Origin of the sequence: Eubacterium ramulus (assembly GCF_003122485.1) — a bacterium.
Classification (GTDB): Bacteria; Bacillota; Clostridia; order Lachnospirales; family Lachnospiraceae; genus Eubacterium_I; species Eubacterium_I ramulus_A.
In genome coordinates this window covers 1-18,306 of sequence record NZ_JRFU01000055.1, presented here as the reverse complement: position 1 = coordinate 18,306, position 18,306 = coordinate 1, and the positions used below count along the sequence as shown (strand labels likewise).

15 protein-coding genes are annotated in these 18,306 nt (G+C 39.3%); 2 read left to right on the top strand and 13 right to left on the bottom strand.

Features of this window, described 5'->3' with window-relative positions; all coding sequences use genetic code 11:
* The 8 genes from LG34_RS05230 to LG34_RS05190 all read right to left on the bottom strand — a co-directional run.
* Positions 1-2,075: ABC transporter permease (locus LG34_RS05230; RefSeq protein ID WP_109215145.1), on the bottom strand; the 2,075-nt coding region annotated here is incomplete at its 3' end.
* Complete coding sequence (locus tag LG34_RS05225) at positions 2,072-2,746, bottom strand: ABC transporter ATP-binding protein (RefSeq protein WP_008368866.1); 675 nt, start codon at positions 2,744-2,746, stop codon at positions 2,072-2,074. The genes LG34_RS05230 and LG34_RS05225, both read right to left, overlap by 4 nt.
* A gap of 172 nt (positions 2,747-2,918) precedes the next feature.
* Positions 2,919-4,184 (bottom strand): sensor histidine kinase, encoded by a 1,266-nt coding sequence (locus tag LG34_RS05220; protein WP_109215144.1) that lies wholly within the window; start codon positions 4,182-4,184, stop codon positions 2,919-2,921.
* Complete coding sequence (locus tag LG34_RS05215) at positions 4,160-4,849, bottom strand: response regulator transcription factor (RefSeq protein WP_005427500.1); 690 nt, start codon at positions 4,847-4,849, stop codon at positions 4,160-4,162. Before LG34_RS05215 ends, LG34_RS05220 begins: the two co-directional genes overlap by 25 nt.
* A 531-nt stretch (positions 4,850-5,380) precedes the next feature.
* Entirely contained in the window at positions 5,381-5,641 is a 261-nt protein-coding gene (locus LG34_RS05205) for a hypothetical protein (RefSeq protein WP_242979805.1), read from the bottom strand.
* A 282-nt stretch (positions 5,642-5,923) separates the two neighbouring features.
* The gene (locus LG34_RS05200; protein WP_109215143.1) at positions 5,924-7,390 is read right to left on the bottom strand and encodes an IS1182 family transposase; all 1,467 of its coding nucleotides are present in this window, start codon (positions 7,388-7,390) and stop codon (positions 5,924-5,926) included.
* 354 nt (positions 7,391-7,744) lie between these two features.
* The gene (locus LG34_RS05195) at positions 7,745-8,449 is read right to left on the bottom strand and encodes a zinc-ribbon domain-containing protein (protein ID WP_109215142.1); all 705 of its coding nucleotides are present in this window, start codon (positions 8,447-8,449) and stop codon (positions 7,745-7,747) included.
* Positions 8,450-8,496: 47 nt separating this feature from the next.
* On the bottom strand, positions 8,497-9,447 hold the full coding sequence (locus LG34_RS05190; protein WP_109215141.1) for a hypothetical protein: 951 nt from the start codon (positions 9,445-9,447) through the stop codon (positions 8,497-8,499).
* Between the two features lie 293 nt (positions 9,448-9,740).
* On the opposite strand from LG34_RS05190, the gene LG34_RS05185 reads away from it, so the two are divergent.
* Positions 9,741-10,058 (top strand): helix-turn-helix domain-containing protein, encoded by a 318-nt coding sequence (locus LG34_RS05185; protein WP_109215140.1) that lies wholly within the window; start codon positions 9,741-9,743, stop codon positions 10,056-10,058.
* A 181-nt stretch (positions 10,059-10,239) separates the two neighbouring features.
* On the opposite strand, the gene LG34_RS05180 is transcribed toward LG34_RS05185, so the two are convergent.
* The 5 genes from LG34_RS05180 to LG34_RS05160 all read right to left on the bottom strand — a co-directional run bounded on the left by LG34_RS05180 (position 10,240) and on the right by LG34_RS05160 (position 17,192).
* Positions 10,240-11,832 carry an ATP-binding cassette domain-containing protein gene (locus LG34_RS05180; protein ID WP_109215139.1) on the bottom strand — a complete coding sequence of 531 codons (1,593 nt, stop codon included), beginning with the start codon at positions 11,830-11,832 and terminating at the stop codon, positions 10,240-10,242.
* Positions 11,833-12,286: 454 nt separating this feature from the next.
* Entirely contained in the window at positions 12,287-12,607 is a 321-nt protein-coding gene (locus LG34_RS05175; RefSeq protein ID WP_109215138.1) for a hypothetical protein, read from the bottom strand.
* 72 nt (positions 12,608-12,679) lie between these two features.
* Positions 12,680-13,354, bottom strand: a complete 675-nt coding sequence (locus tag LG34_RS05170) for a zf-HC2 domain-containing protein (RefSeq protein WP_207657021.1) — start codon at positions 13,352-13,354, stop codon at positions 12,680-12,682.
* Entirely contained in the window at positions 13,354-13,860 is a 507-nt protein-coding gene (locus tag LG34_RS05165) for an RNA polymerase sigma factor (protein ID WP_109215136.1), read from the bottom strand. The genes LG34_RS05170 and LG34_RS05165 overlap by 1 nt, the downstream gene beginning before the upstream one ends.
* Positions 13,861-14,147: 287 nt before the next feature.
* Positions 14,148-17,192 carry a glycoside hydrolase family 2 TIM barrel-domain containing protein gene (locus LG34_RS05160; RefSeq protein WP_109215135.1) on the bottom strand — a complete coding sequence of 1,015 codons (3,045 nt, stop codon included), beginning with the start codon at positions 17,190-17,192 and terminating at the stop codon, positions 14,148-14,150.
* Positions 17,193-17,320: 128 nt separating this feature from the next.
* Between LG34_RS05160 and LG34_RS05155 the strand changes: the two genes are divergently transcribed.
* Complete coding sequence (locus LG34_RS05155) at positions 17,321-18,130, top strand: helix-turn-helix domain-containing protein (RefSeq protein ID WP_109215134.1); 810 nt, start codon at positions 17,321-17,323, stop codon at positions 18,128-18,130.
* The last annotated feature ends 176 nt before the right edge of the window (positions 18,131-18,306 follow it).

Genomic DNA, 18,306 nt, shown 5'->3' with positions numbered 1-18,306 from the left:
CCTACAACCGCAATAAACAGATAACAGCCAAGCTTCATCGTGCGAGCTGAGAATTCTGCAGATTGTAACTGCGCATGATAAGTATCCATTTTTATATGCGAAGTATTAGAAATCAATGTATTCAGATTTTGCTCCACAGATGCCACATCTTTTTTGTCACAGTCCACCCACAGATAGCCATAGGCTGTTCCTCTCGGATTCATGGAACGGTATACGCCTTCCGGAATGACAAGGTAAGTGTCCGCACTTACAAAGGATCCTGCAATCTTTCCCTGATAGGTATAGGTTCCACTTCCATTCTCAAAGTCAAATGCAATGGATTCACCCGGAGCATATCCATCTTGTTCCATCCACATCGACCAACCAAAGAAAATTTCACCATTCTTTACCGCCTGATCATAGTCCATAGAGCCAATATCCCCGTCCTGGCGCATAAAATCAAAATCCTTTTTACTCACAACAGCAGCCGGAAATCTTGTTCCGTTCAGATTTACAGAGACAATCTCTCTCGTCATGACATCTGTCACTCCCGGAATGCTTTTGATTTCTTCAATCAGCGAATCATTCAATGGATCATCCGTCAGAATCGTATCCAGATTATTCTCCGGATATCTTTCATCATACTCAGCAGAATAGTCAAGCTGCAGTTCAAATTGTCCATGATTAACGGAAAGACGTGCTTCATGCTCCGTGTCAATATTTCCCACATAATTAGAAATAATCACAAGCAATGCGCAGGAAAGCCCCAGTGTGAGGATGGTACCAATGGTTCTTTTTTGGTTACCCATTACATTTGCCATTGCCATAGAAAACACGGTGACATTTTTTCTTCCATTTCGTTTTCCTTTTTTGTGTGTTTCTGCATTTTCTAAATACCGTGTTGCTTCGATAGGTGAAATCCGTGAAACAATTTTCATTGGTTTATGCAGTGCCAAAGCAACGGTAAGAAATGATACGAAAATACATAGAAGCATAACAGGCAGGGAAAACAGTGACACCTGCTGATTTTGGACTCCCATAGAGTCAGTTCCGGTTGATACAAGATTCCCCTGTTCTACCAGCCAGTTAAAACCGCATTTTGCAATCAGAAAGCCCAGAAGCAATCCAACCGGTATTGAAAAAATTGTCAAAAAAATGCCCTCTCTGAAGATCAGTTGTTTCATCTGCTTTTTTGTTGCTCCCAGAGCCTTGATTTTTCCATACTCCTGTATCTTGTTGGCAATACCGACCTGAAAAATATTATAAATGACCACAACAGAGAAAAGTACAATTGCAAGAATCAAAACCCCGCATACCGCAATCGTTTCATAACTCGGCTGCAAGACCCATTGCAAATAGAGATCATTGACTATAACGTTTTTTTCTTCGATCCCACAAGCTGCTGCAATCTGCTTTATAACCGAATCAATATTATTCATAGATACATTTGCAGAATCGTTTAAAGTAAAATAAATATTATACTGTCTGTCATTCTCTGCGACGTGCTCATCATAAAACTCCTGTGACCCGAAAGCAACATAAGATGCCTCGATGGTATACTCATCCCGATCATATAGGATTCCGCTGACAACAAATTCTTCCGGCTTATATTCTGACTGCATCCCTGCGCGGTAATCCAGTGTAACCGTATCTCCGATCTTTACATCACCATACCCCATTGCACGAAAAAATGCTCTTCCTGCGGCAATTTCCTGCATTTTTTCCGGATACTTTCCTTCCTTCAACTCATATTCTTTATTATAAGGAAGCATTTTTCTTGCAGTCTCATCCATACAGACAAACCCGCCTTTTTCATTGCCTTTTATGATACCTTCGGTGCACATAGTGCCTGTAGCATCTATTTCCGCACGGCGGTTTACTTCTTTTAACTGCGATCCGTCTGCGGAAACAAACAGACCATAATTGCTTCCATATGATCCTGCCGCCTGACTTTTCTGTAAATGAATTACCCCATTTCCCACAGTACTGATGATAACAAGCAGCATCGTGGCCAGACAGATTGCCATCATGATCAGTATACTTCTTGTCCTGTTCCTTTTGTCATTGCTATATGCAATCCTGCTTATTGTCTTCATCTGAAATCCACCACCTGTCCGTCCTCAATCACCAGAATACGGTCAGCGACCTGTGCAATTTCGTCATCATGGGTAATCATTACAATTGTCTGTCCATATTTTTTTGCTGTCATCTTAAGCAGAGCGATTACCTCATCACTGGTCTTAGAATCAAGATTGCCTGTCGGCTCATCCGCAAATATAATTTCCGGACGATTCACCAGTGCTCTTGCAATTGCTACTCTCTGCTGCTGTCCTCCGGATAACTGATTTGGCAGATTATAAATCCGGTTTTCAATCCCCAGAGTTGCAATAATATCATTTACATACGCTTCATCCACTTTTCTTCCATCCAGCCCCAGTGGCAGTACAATATTTTCCCAGACATTAACAGATGAAACCAGATTAAATGCCTGAAAAACAAATCCGATTTTTCTTCTGCGGAAAACAGCAAGGGCATCTTCCTTCATCCTGTATAAATCTTTCCCTGCTAAAGTAACACTGCCTTTTGTCGGGGTGTCTAGCCCTCCAAGCATATGAAGTAATGTACTTTTACCAGAACCTGACTTTCCAACAATTGCGACAAATTCTCCCTGCTCAATCTGAATGTCCACCTGATTGACCGCTTTGACCTGATTCTCACCTGCACCATAAAACTTACAAAGCTGCCTGGTTTCTAATATCACACTCATGTGTTGCCTCCTTTTCAATTCTGTAAAGCGTACCTTTTCAGCACACTTTCTTTGCCTGTTTATATATCATTTTTCAACCTACATGCTGATTGTAGCAATATAATCTTTCATTTCACTTTCAAAAATTGGGCAGAAATCTTACAGAATTGTAAGATTTCTGCCCAATTAAAATTTAACCAACATATGGTAATTGAATCACAAACGTGCTTCCTTTTTTCTTTTTGCCGGAGATTACCGTGATCATACCTCCGTGTTTTTCGATAATTTCTCTCGATAGAAAAAGTCCGATTCCCGTGCCACTCTCTTCCCTGACCTCCCTGGAACTTCCTCTGTAAAATCGTTGAAAAATTTTGTGATACTCATTCTGCGGAATACCGATTCCCTGATCCTCAATTTCCATTCTTACAAGATCGTTTCTTTTTTGTAACCGGATAAATATTTTTGAACCACCCGGACTGTACTTGACCGCATTATCCAGAATGTTGATAAAAGCTTCACCAAGCCACCTTTTATCCTGCACAACCATGCATGTTTCCAGCTCTTTTGCATAGTCAAAAACGAATTCAATTTCTTTCTCATCCGCTTTTGGATAAGTACGGTTCACAGCAGATATGACAGTATCCATAAGCGGAAGTTTTTTCTTATTAATCTGAATCAGTCCGGTTTCCATCTTGGATATTTCAAGAAGCGACTGCAATAATGTTTCCAGTCCATCCAGAGCACTCCGACAACGAATACGAAACTCCTCCTGTTCTGTGGCACTTAAGTCATTCTGCATCAGCACACTAAAACATGTATCCAAAGCTGCAACCGGTGTCTTTAACTGGTGAGAGATATCAGAAACCATTTCTTTCGTGCTCTCTTTTTCTTCCCGTGCTTCTTCCTTTAGCAACTGAATATGATGTCCGATTGCTTCAAGCTGGTCATTCAATTTTTCCAGTTCAGCGTGATTTTCCGTTTTCAGTAAATCATCAAATTTATTTTCACGGAATCTGATCAGAATTTCTTCTAACTGGTCTAAAATTTTCTGATGACACGCATCTTCTGTCTTCTTCCAATAAAATAAAATAATCAAAAGAAGCACGCATATCACAGTGCTTACAGCACCGGTCACCATAACCTGATGCCGGAATTGCGAATAAAACACATTCCCTTTATTTCCCCAGTATCCATATTGCTCCAATAATCGCCTTCCCTGTTCGTTGGTTTCAATATCCTTATCCTTAAGCAATTCCGAAACAGCATCCAGCCCGGAAAATTTTTCCTTTGCTGCAATTTCTGTCATAAGATTCATTTTATATTTATAATCTTCATAAAACACATACGTGGTAAAGCAATTTAATATTGCAAACAATAATATGACAGGTAATACCAAGGAGAGCACTACTGTAATCTTCTTGCGATATCTCTTTGTCACTGCCTTACCTCCTGATTCCATATATACCCAAGACCTCTGATATTCTTTATATAGACCGGTGCAGCCGGATTGTCTTCGATTTTCTCACGGAGTCTTCTGATATTGACAGCGATTGTATTTTCATCCACAAAATCCCCTTCCAGATCAAACACATTTTCCAATATTTGTGTTTTTGAAAGAATCTGTTTCGGATTCTGAAGAAAAAAAGTCAGCATTTTCAACTCCGTTTTTGTCAGACTGATTTCACGACTCTTTATCAGGACTTTCATTTCTCCTGCGATAAATACGATATCTCCCGAAATCATCTTTCCGGCTTCCGTTTTCTCCTGTCTGCGGCGGAAATGTGCTTCTATTTTCAAAAGAAGTACCGAAAGACTAAACGGCTTTGTAATATAATCATCTGCCCCTGCTTCATATCCCATGACCTGATCCATCTCCTGATCTAGTGCTGTAAGACAAATAATGTATGTATTATAATTGCATCTCATCCACCTTACAAATTCCAGTCCATTCCCATCCGGAAGATTCACATCACAAATGGTAACATCCACATTATTATCACTTGCAATTCTTTTCGCTTTTTTCATTGATTCTGCTGAAAAAACCTCATATCCGGATTTTTTCAGTGAGAATGTAATTCCACGATTTAAATTTTCATCATCTTCAACCACGAGTATACCTGGCATAGCATATGCACCTCTCTTTATTAACTATATATATCAGCTGGGAGATGACTCCCACCTCTATAGATGATGAGAAACAAGCTTGTATCAGTGGGGGAGTCAATCCCCCAGCTGATATAGCCTCCGGCAGGATTGCAGAGGTGCGCAGTAGAAGTATGTCATGCAATTGCATGACGCGCACCTCGCAGCAAGAATGCCGAGGCATTCTTGAATTAATATCAGAGTACTGCTTCTTCAATTCTCTCATCGTTTGTATCTCCAAAAGATAAAACAATGGAACTATCGTCAGCACTGTTATCCTCTGAAAGGAGTCGTCAAATATGCTTTTGCTTTTTCAATGCCGGAAGTGTGGCAAGTTCTTCTGTCGGAGTAAGCATTATACAACGTCTGTTTCCAATATATGCTGTGTGAAAATCATAACTCCTTGCAATATAAACAGGCAAAGAATCCTGATGATTCCCTGCTTCATATTTTATAGAAATTCCGAATACTCTTGTAAGGATATTTCTTATTCCCCTTTTAACTTAATTTCTTTCATTTTAACATACTTCCATATAATGTACAAATTGATTTCATAATTGTATGCCATGAAATATCAGCAGCGTAAGAATAATTTTTTTGATATGTTTTCCATAAATTTTCCATAACAGAACTTATTTCTATTTCATCAAATATTTCTCTTCTATCCCCAGAGTTTATCTGCTCCAATGTTCCACGTTTTCTTGCAGTTGCCACAAGTGCATTCCATAAAACTTGCTTTTTGAGTTGTTCTCCATGCAACTTTTGTAAATTCAAGAATGCTCCGGCATTCTTGTTGCGAGGTGCGCGTCATGCAATTGCATGACATACTTCAACTGCGCACCTCTGTAATCCTGCCGGAGGCTATATCAGATGGGGGATTGGCTCCCACCACTGATACTAGCTTGTTTCTCACCACCTATAGGACGCCACTGAAAAAGTGGTAAGTTTAGTATCGCAGGGCGTCAAATATGTGAAAAAATGTTCCTTGATAATAAAATATTGCTAAAATAGTGTTTTGAGGGATGCAAAATCTACCCTTTTGAGAGATGAATTTTCCTATTCTTCCTCATTTGGGCAGACTTCTCCCTTTAGTTTTAAAATTCGTTTTAAATTGACTGCAAATATTGATACTGCTCCTTGAAGTTGCATGTTTGATAGTCCAGCAGCATCACAACGACTATATCCGTGTATATTTTTTAATTCACTATTTTTTGCCTCTATCATATAGCGGGTTTTGAAACGTTCCTTGAAATATTGTGTTTTTTGAAACGCTTCTTGATTTTTATGATAATCCGATTTAATAGTGATACTATACGTTTTGGTTTTTGCATTTTCTTTATAGCAGCCATTACGATAAGGACAGACATGGCATTTATTAATATCGAAAAAATATTTGATACGTGTATTCTTTTTCTGATTACTACGTTTGTCAATTCGATATTTTATAGCCAAATGCCCCGCTGGGCACTGCATGGTATCCGCATCTTTATTAAAGATAAAGCCGTCCTCTGAACGAGTCCCTTTTATGATGCTCGGGTTAAGCTTTGAAATTAATTTATAGTCATTGCTTTGTGCGTCTTTTAAATTTTCCAGTGTGGAATATGCGGTATCTGCTATTACTTCATTAACGGTTGCACCTGCTACTTTACTTTTTTGAACCAGTACTGGAAGTTCCTGACCATCAAATGCTTCGCCGGATGTGATTGTTGCTGCTGTGATAATCCGTTCATCTGTCATGGCCAAATGAGTTTTGTATCCGTAAAAAGAAGAATTGACCGTTTTATGGCCAATCCGGGCATCCGGGTCAATGGATTGATCATAACAATCAATCTGATTATCCAAAATTTCGGATAACATAGAAGATTCTTCTTTAATCGTTGGCAGTTCTGAATACGGACTTTCCTGAACTGTGTTTAATAATTCATGACAGTATTCATTATACTCATCTAAAGAAGCTCGTTTTTCAGGTTCATCTGGCAGATAAATGTCTTTATCAGAATCTTTTAAAGCTGCTTTTAAAGAAGTAGAGGCTTTTTTCAACATTTCTCTCTGAGTAGTTTTATGATAACGGGCTTCTGTATGAGTTGAGTCAACAATTATAGTATTGCTTTTTAAAACACCTTGATTTATGGCAAGTTCTACACTTTTATTTATGAGCAGATCAAGTATATTTTCATCTTTTAAACGCTGCTTTCTGAATTTGGTTAAAAGACTAGGATGGATAACCTCTTCTTCTGGCGTTAATTCCAGAAAATATTTAAAAGACATATCATATCGTGATCTTTCAACAACACCATTATCAGAAAGGTTATAAAGATATTTTAAAAGCAGATATTTAAATAGCAATATAGGGTTTTTTGCATTACGTCCATTATCAAGGCAATATTTATTTTTTAATTCATCATATATAAAAGAAAAATCGACCAATTCCCTGATTTTTCTTAGAATATGATCTTTTGGAACAATCATGTCATATAAATCTGAATAATAACTAAGGCCAAGTTTAAGTTGGGATGATAACATTTCAACCTCCGACAATTATGATACCTTAATTATATCAGATATATGATTTTACGACCACTTTTTCAGTGGCGTCCCTATAGAGGTGGGAGTCATCTCCCATCTGATATAAATAATGCCAATGTGTTATTCGTAAATTTACATGCTCTTGATTTTTTGTTTTTCGTGCAAATTAAAAGACGGTACAGCATAAATTAATCTGACATATTTTTCTTCAGATTGTTTTATCCTGTACCTTCTTGTATTATGATAGCCTTACGCTCTATATATTCTTCCCGCAATATAATGTATAAAAAATAAGCTGATGCATATTTTTCATTTAATACACATCAGCCTATTCTCCTTTATCCTTTGTAATTAATGACTTTGTTCATACTCATCAAAAACATCCACTATCAATACATTCCTCAATGCTCCCATATCCTCTCCATTAATTTTCACAGAAGATACATCAAAACTGTCCTCATCCTTATGTAATGTAAATTTAACTTCAACATTTGCTATTTCATCGTGGTAATAACACTTTCCGGTAAATTTTACTACGTCATTTCCATCTTCATCGTCACCTACATTCTTCCAGGCAGGATCAGAGAAATAATCCTCAAATGCATCTTCATAAGTTATGGTCGGGTAATCGTAAGGATGTCCTCCTTTTACAGAAGCGACCGCACTGGCATTTCCTGCTACATTAAAACAAACGATTAACATAATGATTTCCAAAACTGCAATCACGATAATCGGAATTTTAGGGAATTTATCTTCCAACCATCCAAAAAACAATACGACTGCCATAAAAACTATAAATGGGACAGGATTTTTATCAAAAGCCCCAAAGAAAGCACCTATTAACATGATCACAGAAATAAGAGATAATACTCCGGTTATTATCTTTCCGATTTTTTCCAGTACTTTATTACCATTTTTCTTTTCACCATGATTCTCTGACGTTGAACCCCCTTCTCCACCAGAATTATTCTTTTCTGTTTCCTCAATTTTTGCACCACAGACCATGCAAAACTTACTGCCTTCTTTTGTCTCTGCTCCGCATTTTTTACACTTCATATCTTATCCTCCATCTTATATCTGCACTACATACATGTTACCATTTGCTATGATTCGTAATGTTCTGTCATTTCCAAAGTATCTAGATTATGGGCATTTCCATCGTAATCAAGTATGATCGTGCCATCATCTTCATAGAATCCCAGATACTCATCATAACCATCCATATGAATTACATAAAATGCATCATAAATGGAAGGATCCCAGTCACCAGGATCATCACAAAGGTAAACATTCTGTCTACTTTCAAATTCACCATTATAATAAATTTCAGCCACACCGATTTCATCACTGTCTACAGATGTATATGCACTAAAGTTGATTGTATATCCACCATAACCGCTGTAAGAACCGGCATACGTCAATGCCTCGTAATCATAATCATCTGATGACACCGTATAATCAGATGAATCATAATTGTCTGAATCATAATTGTCTGAATCAGCATTGTCTGTGGACATGTCTGTATCAGCACTATCATCTGACTGAATATTATGTGCTTCCATATAACTTTCAAAAACGGTGCTAAGCAATCCCCCCAACATCAATGTAGACTGTGGAACATCATTAAAAGATAAGTAAACAGCCTCAAAAGTCCCTTCTTCTTTATCCAATGTAAACTGAATTAGTGCTGTCACCTCAACATCCTGATACGTGCATCCACCTGTAAATTCAACAACATCAATGTCATCAATGGTATAATCCGGCTCACCATCGCCATCATCATCCGGTCCTTCCTGACTTCCCTTAAAATATTTCCAGGATGGATCTGTAAAAAATTCTTCAAATGCATCGCCATAAGTAATATCTCCGGGATAATGACTGTTTACTGCTTCTTTGACAGCTAATACATTTTCATTTTCTAACGAAATGGTCTTCATTCCCTGATCTGCTGATTCACTGACACTTGATTCCGAATAATCACTGCTGCTGCCACAAGCACACATACTGAAACATAATGTGCCTGCCAATACTATACTCATCATTTTCTTTAACATATCTCTACTCCTCACATTTATCTTTTGTTTCAAATTTCAATGACTTTACCGCCCATTCTTTATTTTTGATAACTAAAATAATGTTGCTGTTTACATTGTCACTCTTTCTTTTTTACCTCAGTTTATCGCGTTTACCTCCTTCAGCTCTATTAACACAAAAAATCTCCAACGCTTTTTGTATTACTAATATTTTTATATCTACACATTATTATACTATAGCTATAAAAATATTATAATTAGGGCAATATATCTTTTTAACAAATTTAACTAACATTTTGTGGAGAGACATTGCTATGAGAGAATTAGATTTTGAAAAAATCGGGAAAAAAATAAAAGAATTACGGTTAGAAAAAGGATTAACACAGGAATATATTGCACATATGGCAGATGTAAATACCAGTCATATCAGCAATATTGAGAACAATCGTGTAAAAATTTCTCTCTCTACCTTAGTACAAATCTGCAATGCACTTAACACAACCGTGGATTACGTTATCTCTAGCGAATATATTTCCGCAGATACTCCTTTAGAGCAGGAAATTCTTACTGCGCTAAAACCTTTACCGATTGACACAAAAGAAAAAGTTTTAAAAATTATCCATATCCTGTAATTTTTTACTTTCCAACAATATTTATTCTGTCACTTATGTATTTGTTTTCTATAGCCAAAATGTAACAAAAAAATAAGTTGATGCATATTTTTCATTCATATCCATCAACTTATCTGCTAAAAATCCCTATCAAATAAAAAATTCCGGTTTCACACTATTGCATGAAACCGGAATTTTTATCCTACAATACGTTCTTTGCTTCTTTCCACTTACCATCTCTGAGCAACGCATTAATTCTGACTTCCCGCTCCACACGAATACGCTCTGCCTCAAAAATATCACTTTCAAAATATTTCTTATAAATACTCTTGCGATAGGCTCTTCCGCTCTGCTCACGAACCGTACCATTCTCCAGCAGTAAGATTCGATCTGCGCAGTTTGCAACGGTATAAAAATCGTGTGTTACCATGAGTACCGTTCCCTTATACTCTTTGATTGCTTTTTCAAGGGCAATCTGCGCATAAGTATCCAGATGACTGGACGGCTCATCTAAAAACAAGATTTCTGCATCTGATTCGCACAGTGCTCTAAGCTGTTTGATGTTTCGCTCGCCACCGGAAAGCTGCTCCGGATCATCATCAAAAATCTGTGTGTAATATCCGATACGGTCAGCATCTGATTTCATGCTTTCGTAAATATCCTTCAACATGCTGGATTTTCCGGTTCCATTGGCACCAACAATAGCTACCTTCTCCCCTGCCTTGATATCAAAGGAAACATTTTTCAATAATTCACGATCAAAGGAAAGGGCATAATCTTTTACTGAAATTACAACCGGTGCATTTTCCGGATCAAAATCCTCCGGACGTTCCACCTCCGGGAATGTAAAATCATATCCATGATTTTCGATAAACGGATTTTTACACTGTCTTGCCTGCAGCCGCTCCAGATAGGATACACGGGCTTTCAGCTGTCTTCCTTTTGCTGGATTATCAATATAAGTTGCCTCTGCACGAATCTTCTCAATGAGTTTTTCCTGCACTGCGATCCACTCCGCATCCTTAGTCGCCTGCTCTGCCATCTGGACTTTTGTCTCCAGCATTGCCTGATTGTATTCTGCAAACGTACCCGGGAATTCCTGCAGTTCCATGTTTTCCAGATGTAAAATCTTATTGAAACACTGGCTTAAAAGCAGTCGGTTATGAGAAATCGCAATAATGGTTCCCTCATAATTATTGATCAGTTTGGAAAGACCGATAATATTTTCAAAATCAAGGAATACGTCCGGCTCATCCATGATCAGAAGCTGCGGCTTTAAGAGCATGCTTTTGATGATAGCCAGAAGCTTAAATTCACCACCGGAAATTTTCTTCACGGATGTATCTTCCAGAGCAGTCATCCCTGCAATCGCAAGTTCTTTTCGAATATTGGAATCATAATTATACGCGTCAATGGCATCCATCTCGTCCAGCACTTTCTGATAACGGCCGTATACCTCGTCCATATCTTCTGCGTTCTCCATCTCCGCGCAGATTGCTTCTGATTTCTGCTGAAGTTCAACAAAAGGTTTTGCCAGAAAATCAAAAGCAGAAATGTCCTCTGTCTCATGCTTTACAAACTGTGGAATATAACCAATGCGCACTGCTTCGTCTTTTTCAATTTTGCCATCGTATAAATACTCATCCGTGTGGATAATCATGTCGATCAGTGTGCTCTTTCCTGTGCCGTTACTGCCGATGAGTGCCGCATGGTCACCCGCGACAATTTCAAAACAAATTTCATTATATAAATCCTTCTGCGGAAAACCGAAGGAAACATCTGTAAATTTTATCATTTCATACCTCGTAATTTTTTCGTCATTATTTTTACCTATTTTAACAGCAAATTGAGATTGAAACAATGTTTTTCTATTTATCAGGCAATGCATAGGTATTACATCCCATCAGCACCACACCAAATATCACTGCATATATAAGCGGTTTTTTTCCAAAATTTCATCTGCCACACTTTCTGATAACGCATGGTACTGTTCCATACTTGCGGGATTTATATCTTCATTTACCGTTGTACCTGTATTTCTAAAACCATCAAGTGTGGATTGGCTGCCGGTAAAATGGCAAGCGTCCGGACAAAACTTCCGTTGTGCCGCGTTTTATAACTGTAAGCGCAGGACAGAACAATTCCCAGCACCAGTGATACCCCGATGCATAATCCAGTTCCGAACAGATCTGACTGTGGGGGATTACATCCGCCTGTTGGCAGAAAAGAGTCGTAATATATTTCAATTTTTATTCCAACAAGGATTTACGAAAATACTTATCCACTCTGTAAAACAGACCGATCGTTACTGCCACCACTAATAATAAAAAGATGATTACAATCGTCATAGCATATTCCTGCGGCAATGCAACTGCAAGCACTCCAGAAATGGCAATTCCAACTGCAAGTAACAAGACAGGCTTTCCTAATTTTTTAGCATACCCTGCCTTATCTTTTGTTCTATCGAATACGTTACCATGAACAAAAGTATAATTTCCTTTCAGCAGGGAAATACTCAAACCTATCATAATTACCGCAATGAACCATGTCATAATGCTAAATCCAATCATACTAGCCACATCTCCTTAGAAACCTCTGTATTCTATGCCACTATTATAACTTACTGGTTATTCATCTTCAACCTAATCATAGACATATTCCGGTATTTCTCTGTTATAGTCCTCTTCCGACCATATCTGTTTTCCATCATAAATAATGCTTTTACACGGAGTATCCAATTCCACATATGCACTTCCATAAAATTCATTATTATAGGTTTCCGCACGACCGCTCACTTTGTCCGCTATGGTAAGTTTATACTCTTTTGCAGTCTTCATCGTTGCAGAACCATCTTCATTCAGTACAAATGAAGGTCTGTAAATTGCGCTTCTCCTGCTGTCGGGCCACTGACAATATACAAATACTTTTTGAACTCCACCCTCTTCCATGCAATATATGTCTTTCACTCTCATATTACTTTCATTTGAAGGAATCACAGGTACACATAATACAATAAAACAGAAAACACATGTAGCTACTACCGAAATCACACAACCAACAGCTATTCTATTTTTCACAATTTTCCGGTTCTTTTTTACCATAGCCTGAAACCGGTCAGCACTTTGTTCTGTCTCATTTTTTTCTAAAGCGACAGGCATTTTCAACTGCTCATATACATGTCTACATGCGGAACACTGTTCTAAATGCTGGCACACTGCATCTTTTGTCTTATCGCGAACAAGTCCATCCTGATACAGCGGCAGCAAATCCTGAACCATATCACAGGAAATTTGATTCCTGTTATTCTTTTCAGACACTAAAATCCACCTTCTTTCTTCCATTGATCTAATATTTTTTGTTTTGCCCGATAATACACAACCCTCGCCCAGCTCTCTGACTTTTCAAATAAATCTGCAATATCCCGAAATGGGAGCTCGCCAAACGTTCGCAGGGAAAACACTTCTTTATACGGTTCATCCATTGTATGAAGAATTTTGTGAATGGATTTCAGCGTCTCCTGATTTATGATCATTGACTCAACTGTCTCACCGTTCCACTCCAATTCCCTGAAAAGAACCTCATCCGACACATTGCGTTTCTCTTTTTTAATCTTCTTCAACCAGATATTTCTGGCAATGGCACACAACCACGTATAAATACTGGAATTCCCCTTGAACTCCGTCTTTTTATACAACGCCCGGCAAAAAGTTTCCTGTGTAATATCTTCTGCTTCAGATGAATTATGACAAAGTGATAACACATAATAATATACCGCTTCATACTCTGCGATCAGGATATCCTGACTGATTTCATGCTCACTCATCTATATTCACCCCCCAAAAAACTTCATCATGATTTTGTTTTCTACTAATTAGACCTCATGGGATCAAAAACGTTACATTATTTTTCAATTTTATTATTTGTATTTTTAACAATCAACATTCGAATAGCTTTGTAACGTAGAAGAAAGGTCTCCGGCAATTTTTTCTTAGCGTGCGATTGTTAGCCGCGAAGACAAAATTGTCGGAGACCTTTTTCATAACCTATCGTTGATTCACTTTACCGTAAATTTTTTCAAAACTTACCGTTGATTCATTTTACCGTAAATTTTTATAACCCTTTAAACACGAAACTAAATGTCATTTTTTCATCGACTTTGAGCAAATATTCCTCATGAATCCGTGCACCCCAGCTGTCATCACCTGCAATACCCATCTGACCTTTCGCCGCACGTACTACCGTATAATGAACCTCCGGAAGCTCATACGGATGCATTGCATTTTCCATTTCATGTGGTGTATACGGAAGTGCAGAGAACATCATCGGACCATTTTCCGGATCCATCTCAAATAACATTCCGCGTCCCTTGCGGTCTGTTACTTTCGCCCAACGTACTTCTTCTTTTGCACCACACTCCTGTGGAACCATGTAATGAGCCATATTGTCAGCTACCATGTTTTTGTAAATACCAAGTTTTGCACCATGTTTACGGTCTGCGTAAGTCTCAGCCTCGCCCAGTCCGTACCATTCTACATGATCATAATCTGCATTGAACTTGAACATTACGCCAAACTCCGGCATATCGCCCAGTTCTTTGACCGGATCATAAGTAAGTGTTGTTTTTACACGTCCATCACCAAATACTTCATAGGAAATATGGCACTCTGCCATCGGTGTAGTCGGCATTACATAAGTATAAGATACCACTGCAGAATGTTCTTTTACCTCAAGCTGCGGCTGATGTCCGCCCACATAAATACCATCACGGTAATCTTTGTGGTTCAGATACATACTTGCAATTTTCCACTGTGCATAACGCATCTGCATCAGATTTCCACAATCGTTGTCGATCGGTGCACGCCAGAAGTTTGGCTTCGGAATGGACTCGATCATCTCACGACCTGCATATTTATAAGATACCAGACCACCATTTAATGCAGAGAATAACACTTCAAAATGAGCTCCGCGGATACCGATATTGTGTGTGCTGCGGATAACCTCGATTTCCTCTGTGCATGCAACCGGTGCTTTTTCTACCTGGTATACATACTGACCAAACGCTACTTCATGTCCTGCTTTTGCCCATACTGTATCAGCTTTCAGATGGAAGGATACGGTTACGGTATATTCGCCCGGACGCTCCTGTTTTGCAATCGGAAGATCATAGGTTTCTTCGCTTAACGGTGCAACTGCAGTTGCCAGCGGTTTTGTACAAACAACTTTTCCATCTTTTGCCAGTGTTACTTTTGCACTGTAAATATCTGTATTTACAAACAGGTTCTTGTTGATGACGGTTACTTTATCTTCGCTTACTTTCGCAGTAATGTTCTGATAGTTGAATTTTACTTCCTGCATCTTCGGAGAAGCCTCGCGGTCACCGCCGTATGCAATACCGTTTCCGCTGAAGTTGTAGTCTGTCGGACGCTCGCCAAAATCGCCGCCGTATGCCTGGAACTCTTTGCCGTAACGGTCTTTTTTGTAAATAGACTGGTCGATGTAATCCCAGATAAATCCGCCCTGATATTTTGGCTCTGTATCGGTCAGATCAGTATATTTATGCATTGCACCGCAGGAATTTCCCATAGCATGTGTGTACTCACAGCAGATGAACGGTTTGCTGTCATCTTTTGCAAGGAACTCTTTGATGGACTCAACAGATGGATACATCTGGCTTTCCATATCGCTGGTGTCATTGTAGCTGCGGTCATGGAACAGACCTTCGTAATGAACCAGACGGGTCGGATCCTCTCTGCGGAATAACTGTGACATTTCAAAAATATCTTTTCCGCCGAAGGACTCATTTCCACAGGACCAGATCAGAATTGCCGGATGGTTTTTGTCGCGCTGATACATGGAATTTGCACGATCCAACATCATTTCCAGCCATTCCGGTTTGTTGTGTGGAACGGTGTAGGTAAAGTCTTTTGTCATCTCTGCCACATCCCAGGAACCGTGGGATTCCAGGTTTGTCTCGTCGATCATGTACAGACCAAACTCATCGCACAGCTCGTAGATTTTAGACATATCCGGATAATGGCAGGTACGAATGGCATTGATATTGTTTAATTTCATGGTTGTCAGATCTTTGCGCAGCTCCTCCTCGGATACGTGACGACCGCTGACAGAACTGAACTCATGACGATTTACACCTTTGAATACGATACGTTTTCCGTTCAATGTCATGATGCCGTCTTTCATTTCAAAACGACGGAAGCCGACTTTCTGTGGAATGATCTCCTGCACATTTCCATTTGCATCGGATACGGTCAGTCCCAGATCATATAACTGCGGATCTTCTGCGCTCCAGAGTGCCGGAGCGTCAATTTTCCATGAAAATGTATCTTCACCGGAAATCTCTTTTTCGTCCTCCAGAATGGTTTCACCATCTTTGGAAAGAACCACTTTCAGTTTTCCACTGCCCCAAGTCTTTGTCACCAGTTCCAAATCTGCGGTCTGCAGAGATTCTTCCGGAATTGCACGGATACGCAGGTCATTTACATGTACTTCCGGAACGGTATAGAGATATACATCTCTGTAAATACCGGAGAAACGATAGAAATCCTGATCCTCACACCAGCTGCTTGCGGTCCATTTGTATACCTGCGCTGCCAGTTTGTTTTCGCCTTCTTTTACATACTCGGTCAGTTCAAATTCAGACGGTGTAAAAGAATCCTCGCTGTATCCTACAAATTTTCCATTCAGCCACAGAGCCAGTCCGCTTTCTGCTCCCTGGAAGGAGATAAATAAACGTTTTCCCTTCATCTGATCCGGAACGGTAAAATATTTTACATAACTTGCCGTCGGGTTAAAGTGTGTCGGAATCTCGCCCGGATGAATATCCTCATGTCCTTCCCACGGATACTGCACATTTGCATACTGTGGTGCATCATATCCCTCCATCTGAATATGTGCCGGTACATAGATGTCTTCCCAGTCTTTGCAATTGTAATCTTCTGCTTCAAATCCCGGAATCGCACTCTCATAATTTCTCGCATACTGGAATTTCCAGAGTCCGTTTAATGACTCACGATAAGAAGTCTCTTTATCCCACACTTCCTCTTCCGATGCATAATACACATGATCAGAATGTGCATCCAGACGGCCATCGTGGAAATACTCCGGATCTTTTACCATTGCATAATCAAACTGTTTCATTATTTCCTCCTCCTGATAAATCGTGCTCTCTACTACATTAAGTATTTTTAGTATAGCAGATTTTACGCTATAGGTGTATAATATGTTTCGCTAAAAAATATAACATTTTGAAACAAGTGGAGGTTATTATGCCAATCTACTTTAGAAATACGCCAGTAAGTGCTCCATTCATGTTTGACTCCATCGGAAATCATTGGATTGAAGGGGGAACCTGCCGTCCGGAAGGCTATCCGCATTATCATTATCTACAGACAGAATCCGGTTGCGGGCAGATTGAAATACAGGGGAAAATTTACGAACTGCGGGAAAATGAAGGTTTTCTGATCGCGCCTTCCATTCCGCACTCCTACAAAAAGAAATCTGATCTATGGATCAACGCTTTTGCAACCTTTACAGGGACATTAGAAGCAAGTATTCCTGCCATGCTGCAAAATAGAAGTGTAATCTGGATAGAAAAAGAACAAGGACAGCAGATTGCCGCTCAGATTGCCACCTGCGTAGATGAGATTGCTGCACACGGTCAGCAGGACAGCAAATTTCTGTCTCTCAACTGCTACAACCTTCTGCTAAACTTTACAGACTGCGTCAATGGACCGGCTCATATGCAGGATCCACTCTATCAGAGATATATTGTACCCGTTGTGCAGGAAATAGAAACAAACTTTGCCACAGATCTGACTGCACAGGCATTAAGTCAAAAAGTATTCGTGTCGCCACAGTACCTTTCACGTCTATTCCGACGCTTTTTCTCCTGCTCAGTGTACGAATATCTGACCATGCACCGCATCAATAAAGCAAAGGAACTTTTACTGGTCAACACATACCTGAAGGTTCAGGACATTGCCAGTATGACTGGTTTTTCCGATACCAGTCATTTTATTTCCATGTTCAAAAAAGCGACTGGCATGACACCATTGGAATTTCGGCGGATGCACTAGTGACCAAATAGGGACTTGAACACATCTTCCTTTAGTGCTAAACTCGGGTGTGCAATTGATTTCAAATCGTGTTTGCAGCCTATGCATCCGTTTATTCATCATAGGATAGCAAACGCTATGGATTATACTGTTCAAGTCGAACGCACGTGAGACTTGGTGCGTGATTCTGGTCAGCG